The sequence below is a fragment of the Tropicibacter sp. Alg240-R139 genome, assembly GCF_900537075.1.
Lineage (GTDB): Bacteria > Pseudomonadota > Alphaproteobacteria > Rhodobacterales > Rhodobacteraceae > Falsiruegeria.
The window spans coordinates 274,487-281,166 of record NZ_UNRA01000005.1 but is presented as its reverse complement, the minus strand read 5'-3'; the positions used below and the strand labels follow the sequence as shown (position 1 = coordinate 281,166).

2 protein-coding genes and 2 rRNA genes are annotated in these 6,680 nt (G+C 52.1%); all 4 read right to left on the bottom strand.

Going from position 1 to position 6,680, the window contains the following annotated elements; translation table 11 throughout:
• Nucleotides 1–566 precede the first annotated feature (566 nt).
• Nucleotides 567–1,694: an alanine racemase gene (locus tag G6R15_RS19025; RefSeq protein WP_164661544.1), complete on the bottom strand. Its 1,128-nt coding sequence runs from the start codon at nt 1,692–1,694 to the stop codon at nt 567–569.
• Between the two features lies 1 nt (nt 1,695).
• A complete protein-coding gene (locus G6R15_RS19020) occupies nt 1,696–2,964 on the bottom strand; it encodes a D-arabinono-1,4-lactone oxidase (protein ID WP_164661543.1) in 1,269 nt (422 codons plus the stop codon).
• A gap of 121 nt (nt 2,965–3,085) precedes the next feature.
• Nucleotides 3,086–3,200: ribosomal RNA gene (rrf, locus tag G6R15_RS19015) — 5S ribosomal RNA — on the bottom strand.
• 232 nt (nt 3,201–3,432) lie between these two features.
• Nucleotides 3,433–6,288: ribosomal RNA gene (locus G6R15_RS19010) — 23S ribosomal RNA — on the bottom strand.
• Nucleotides 6,289–6,680: the final 392 nt, after the last annotated feature.

Here is a 6,680-nt window from a genome sequence, read left to right as displayed (position 1 = left end):
CTCCATAATCGGTGCTACCACTTGCGCTACTTGAGCACAGGCAATCATCACCTAAGAGCGTTGATATACAGACGTTGATCCATCGAAATGAACCAAACCGCCCACATATCTCTTCAGTGTATTCAATTGTCAAACAGCGTCGGAACCTAAGTCCCAGAGACAAAAACCAACACGTAGCGCCAATCTTAACTGGCGCAAACCGCGTCAAACCTGCCTCGAATTCTTCCCAAACTTCCCCTCCTGAACCTTCCGTCCAGTCCGTTCCGTCCGCCCCGTAGCGCCTCAGCGCCGCCGGTGAAGGGGGTTCTAGTCCTAACTACAAATACCCGCAACCCCCATTTCGTAAAAACTTCAAACTTCCCTGGTGTTTTTTGTTTTATGATGTATTTTCTATTACTTATCAAATTCTCGCACGTTCGAAATTCACGCTTCCCCCGATTTCTCTTCGATCAAAGATCCGATGTGAACCCGAAGCGAATCTAGATTTTGTAGGTCAGGCCATCACCAGCACTAGGATAAGAACCGACTCCCCGCTTACAAAGCAAGGAGTCGCAGCGAGTCGCCGGTCAATGGGGTAAGACGGTCCATTCCCGAAACGTTTGTCCCCGACGATAGGCCAAAATGGGGCCAAAGAGGTTCATGACAAATTCGCTTTGAGTCGGGCGGATCAGGGCAATATCACCCGGTGCCACCCCCGAACCTGCCCTGCCAGTCCAAATTTCCTGGTTAGTCGATCGGCCGAAGATACCAGAGTAAGCGTATCCTTTTGGATGCACAGGTTGCCCCATGAAATACCCGCCCTGTACAGCAATATCTACTGAGTTACGGCGTAGTGCCGCAAAGGCCTCAAGCCCCGGCCAGTGATTCTTGGGAAGAACCTTGAGAACTGGCGTTGCGACAAATACGGCTGGGACAAACCCAATCGTCGATGCCGTGTCGAAGTCTGACGGTAGAACCAGCACCGAACCAAAGCTTAGATCGTTAACCAAGCCACTATGGCCGTACCTGTGGAAGGTCGAACTGCCGCCGGTGTTGTAGCAAAGATTTTGCCCTTGGCCGTCCGCCCATTTTCTGAAGGCACCGTACGACCTGTCAAATCGCTTCTCCGAAGCACTCACCAAAAGCCTCGGGAGTTTGGATAGATGGGGTTCGTAACCCATCAAGCCAGACAACTTGAGCCCGCATTCACCGCGAAGCACCCGATCCAGCTCGGGTATGTCCGCTTGGCTGAATCCGCCGCGATGAAGTCCGACGTCAATCTCTAGGTTCACGCGTAGAGTGATCCTCAGCTCCTGGGAAAGCTGGGCGAACTGCGCAAGCCGATCGGTGCTATCTACCAACCATTGCACATGTGTGGCGGCCTTTGGGTGCTGACATAGTATCCGACGGGCTGCACTGCTGGGCATAGGTCGCCCCACCAGCAGATCAGAGTTCTGCTGTCGAAGGAGGTGACACAGCATCTGCTCGGAAAAGACCATTAGGTTTGGAGCATTCAATCCGACTTGTACATAGTTCAACAGTTGCAGTGAGGGGAGCGATTTTGCGACCAACCGCCAGGCCAAGCCTGGATCTGCGTTTCTTTTGACCGTTTCGATATTGTGGTCCAACGCGTCAAGATCGACGACCACGGCGGATTTGTCCAATCCGTGGTCTCGCAACGCTGCGGACAACACGGAAAGATCTGGTCCAGGCATCTTATGAGATACCCCCAACCAATAAGCGCCGCAAATACGGATTCAAAAACTTTCTGCGAGGATCCAGTTGCTCTCTCAGAGAACAGAATCTGTTAAAGTCAGGATACAGCTTTTCCATATCCGAAAATTCCAACGAATGCAGTTTTCCCCAATGTGGCCGTCCGCCAGCCGCGAGAAAGATCGGCTCGATGTCTTCGAAATATGAAGCAAATGAATCGGTGACAGCAGTGTGGATAGCAATCGACACACGGCGGCCATTTTGAAATGGCGAAAGCCAGCCATTGTCACCGCTGGTTTTTCTAACTTCGATTGGAAAAAAGATGTCAGGATGTTTCAACTCTGTTCGCTGGATGACTTCGGTCAGAACGTCATGTGCGGCCTCCGGTGGAATGTGGTACTCCATTTCCACAAATCGGACATTTCGTTGGCTGCATAACACACGCCAACTTTCCTCAGCATAGTCTTCATCTGATTGCACAGTTGAAAGAAGGGCCAATGCTTGCCGCCTTAGGGACGGATGCAATCGGCCGAGAAGCCGCGCAAACCTCAACCCGTATACTGCAAGATTGTCCAGATCCTTGGGCGGTTGCCCCTTTGGACCATCCGCAAGGTCATGCCGAATGCAAAGCGTGCGTTGCGACCAGGGGATGTAGAAGAATTCAAAGTTTCGATGATTCGCCCAAAGGTCATGCATATGTGCGAGTGTGTCGCTCAAATGGTTCATCTCGACCCTACGCCGCAGATAGTATTTGGGAACCAAAGAAACCTGAGCCTCAAGCAATATTCCCAAGACACCGAGTGATACGCGTGCGGCTTCGACCAGCTCTCCCGTTGGATCCCCTTGCGTGTCAATGATTTCACCCGAGGCCAGCATCATTTTCGCATTTTGGACCTCGGCGGACAGACATGGTAAGGTCTCGCCCGTTCCATGGGTTGCGGTGGACACCGCCCCAGCCAGCGTTTGTTCGTTGATGTCCCCCAGGTTCCGGAACGCCATGCCCTGATCGCCCAAAGCCGGTGAAAGTTGTTTCAACCTCTTGTTGGCGTTCATCCAAACCAAGTCGTTTGGAGCCTTCTGTAGGGGAGTGTCAGGTAGATCTTTCAAAGAAACAATTCGAGAAGCCTCACCCACCAAAGGTGTAAAGGAGTGACCTGCCCCCACAACTCTTGGCGTTTCTTGTGTCGAAATGATCTGACGCAAGTCGTCCAAGGACTTGGGGAAAGCGATAGCTGCACTGCTTTGTTGATTTTTTCCCCAGTTTTCCCACATCAGATGTCCTCCTGAGCAGAGGATTTCCGCAATCGACACACGCCTCAAGCGTGATCCAACGTAAACTTGGGAATTATTGGGGTATTGTCTCGTTTATGAGAGTTTGTTTGGATTTTACTAGGTTTGGCGGTGAGCTACTCTCCCACGCCTTGAGACGCAGTACCATTGCCGCAGCAGTGCTTAACTTCCGGGTTCGGGATGGGACCGGGTGTTTCACTTGCGCTATGACCACCAAACCAAGAAAAATCCAAGTTCCGAAGGCATTTGGATTTTCTTGGTTCGCGGCAGGCAGGATATTTGCAAAGCAAATGCCCGTTGCCGCACCTGAGTTATGTCACGAGGACATTGGCCAAATGCGTTCGGAGATCAATCAACACAGAGCCGCTAAGTTTGTGCGTCTCGGGTTGTCCATGTTTTGTGTTTGGGGTTGTATGCTTTGTTTTGGTTCCAGTTTTTCTATTACTGGATCAAATCAAGCCTATCGGACCATTAGTACCGGTCAACTGAGCATGTTACCATGCTTACATCTCCGGCCTATCGACGTGGTGGTCTACCACGGTCCTCAGGGATACCTTGTTTTGAGGGGGGCTTCCCGCTTAGATGCCTTCAGCGGTTATCCTGTCCGAACATAGCTACCCTGCACTGCTGCTGGCGCAACAACAGGTCCACCAGTGGTTCGTTCACCCCGGTCCTCTCGTACTAGGGGCAACTCCTCTCAAGTATCCTACACCCACGGCAGATAGGGACCGAACTGTCTCACGACGTTCTAAACCCAGCTCACGTACCTCTTTAAACGGCGAACAGCCGTACCCTTGGGACCTGCTCCAGCCCCAGGATGAGATGAGCCGACATCGAGGTGCCAAACACTGCCGTCGATATGGACTCTTGGGCAGTATCAGCCTGTTATCCCCGGCGTACCTTTTATCCGTTGAGCGATGGCCCTTCCACTCGGGACCACCGGATCACTATGGCCGTCTTTCGACTCTGCTCGACTTGTCAGTCTCGCAGTCAGGCTGGCTTCTGCCATTGCACTCAACGAGCGATTTCCGACCGCTCTGAGCCAACCTTCGCGCGCCTCCGTTACGCTTTAGGAGGCGACCGCCCCAGTCAAACTACCCGCCACGCAGGGTCCCGGATCCGGATAACGGACCGCGGTTAGACATCAAGAGTGCGAAGGGTGGTATCTCAAAGGAGGCTCCACAAGAACTAGCGTTCCTGCTTCAAAGCCTACCACCTATTCTGCACATCACAATCCTGATGCCAGTGCGAAGCTGTAGTAAAGGTGCACGGGGTCTTTCCGTCTAACCGCGGGAAGCCTGCATCTTGACAGGCAATTCAATTTCGCTGAGTCGATGTTGGAGACAGCGGGGAAGTCGTTACGCCATTCGTGCAGGTCGGAACTTACCCGACAAGGAATTTCGCTACCTTAGGACCGTTATAGTTACGGCCGCCGTTTACCTGGGCTTCAATTCAGAGCTCTCACCCCTCCTTTTAACCTTCAGGCACCGGGCAGGCGTCAGACCCTATACGTCGTCTTGCGACTTCGCAGAGCCCTGTGTTTTTAATAAACAGTCGCCACCCCCTGGTTTGTGCCCCCAGCCCCTAGTTGCCTAGGAACCGGGCCTCCTTCTCGCGAACTTACGGAGGTATTTTGCCGAGTTCCTTCAACATCGTTCTCTCAAGCGCCTTGGTATTCTCTACCAGTCCACCTGTGTCGGTTTAGGGTACGATCTCATGGAAGGGCTATTTCCAGGGACCTCTCAGCAGCCCATTCAATCCGATAAGGATGAACTACCTCCGAGATCCGTCACCTCTTCCTGGCCCAGGAATATTAACCTGGTTCCCATCGACTACGCCTTTCGGCCTCGCCTTAGGGGTCGGCTTACCCTGCTCAGATTAGCTTTAAGCAGGAACCCTTGGACTTTCGGCGAGAGTGTCTCTCACACTCTTTGTCGCTACTCATGTCATCATTCTCACTAGTGATCTCTCCACCGGATCCCTCACAGGCCGGCTTCATCGAAAGCACCCTATCCTGCGCTACCGCTTCGCTACTTGAGCGCGATGCTCAAATACTTCAGCGGCAGAAGAGGATTGGTACTATGTCACACTACGCTCTGCTACCATGCCTTACGGCATCCTAAGCTTCGGCTCATGGCTTGAGCCCCGTTACATCTTCGCCGCAGGACGTCTTAATTAGACCAGTGAGCTGTTACGCTATCTTTAAAGGATGGCTGCTTCTAAGCCAACCTCCTGGTTGTTTTGGACATCCCACCTGCTTTCCCACTTAGCCATGAATTGGGGGCCTTAGCTGTAGGTCAGGGTTGTTTCCCTCTCCACTACGGACGTTAGCATCCGCAGTGTGTCTGCCATCTAGTACTCCCGGGTATTCGGAGTTTGGTTAGGATCAGTAAGCCTGTGGGGCCCCATTACCCATCCAGTGCTCTACCCCCCGGGGTATTCGGATGACGCTCTACCTAAATAGATTTCGCAGAGAACCAGCTATCTCCGAGTTTGATTGGCCTTTCACCCCTAGGCACAACTCATCCCGACCTTTTTCAACAGGTGTGGGTTCGGCCCTCCAGTAAGTGTTACCTTACCTTCAGCCTGGTCATGCCTAGATCACTCGGTTTCGGGTCTGATCCCACGAACTCGACGCCCTATTAAGACTCGCTTTCGCTGCGCCTACACCTAACGGCTTAAGCTTGCACGTGAGACCAAGTCGATGACCCATTATACAAAAGGTACGCTGTCAGCCCTCAAGGGGCCTCCAACTGATTGTAGGCGTTCGGTTTCAGGTACTGTTTCACTCCCCTCGTCGGGGTGCTTTTCACCTTTCCCTCACGGTACTGGTTCACTATCGGTCAGTAAGGAGTACTTAGCCTTCGAAGGTGGTCCTCCGATCTTCAGACAGAATTTCACGTGTTCCGCCCTACTTAATACGTCCGTCAAAGCTTCCTATACGGGGCTATCACCCGCTATGGCCATGCTTCCCAACATGTTCTAGTCACTCATCCGGCTCGGCTGGTCCCCGTTCGCTCGCCGCTACTAGGGGAGTATCAATTGATTTCCTTTCCTCCGGGTACTTAGATGTTTCAGTTCCCCGGGTTTGCTTTTATAACCCTATGTATTCAGGTCATAAATACCTGGTTAAGAATGTTATTGGCTACCGAAGTAACAATAACAAACTTTCAGGTGGGTTCCCCCATTCAGAGATCCATGGATCAAAGCTTATTCTCAGCTCCCCATGGCTTATCGCAGAGTATCACGTCTTTCATCGCCTCTTACTGCCAAGGCATTCACCAAACGCCCTTCTCGCGCTTGATTTGATCCAGAAAGAGAAAAACTGACGTCTTTCGACCGCAGTAGCTGGTAAGTAACCACGGCTTATCTCTCTGAACCAAAAGCATACTTTCCCGCCCGCTTCATGTCGGTGAAGCGGACTTGTGAGTGTTCCGTGCGGAACACTCGGGTTAGTGTACTTGACTTGGACAACTCTGTTCGTTTCAGCAGGGATATTCGAAAGAAGACGAGGAAACATCTTCAGTCAAACCTTCCAAGGCGAACCTCGGAACCAACTGAGATCCACGCCACACTCGGCGCGATCAAACAGTGTTGATTGATTTCTCTCTAAACGATGTCAATGCTTCCGAAGAAGCGACGTCCGATTGGACGGTTAAGAACCAAATATGGTGCTTAACGATCAAATCGTAAGGCAG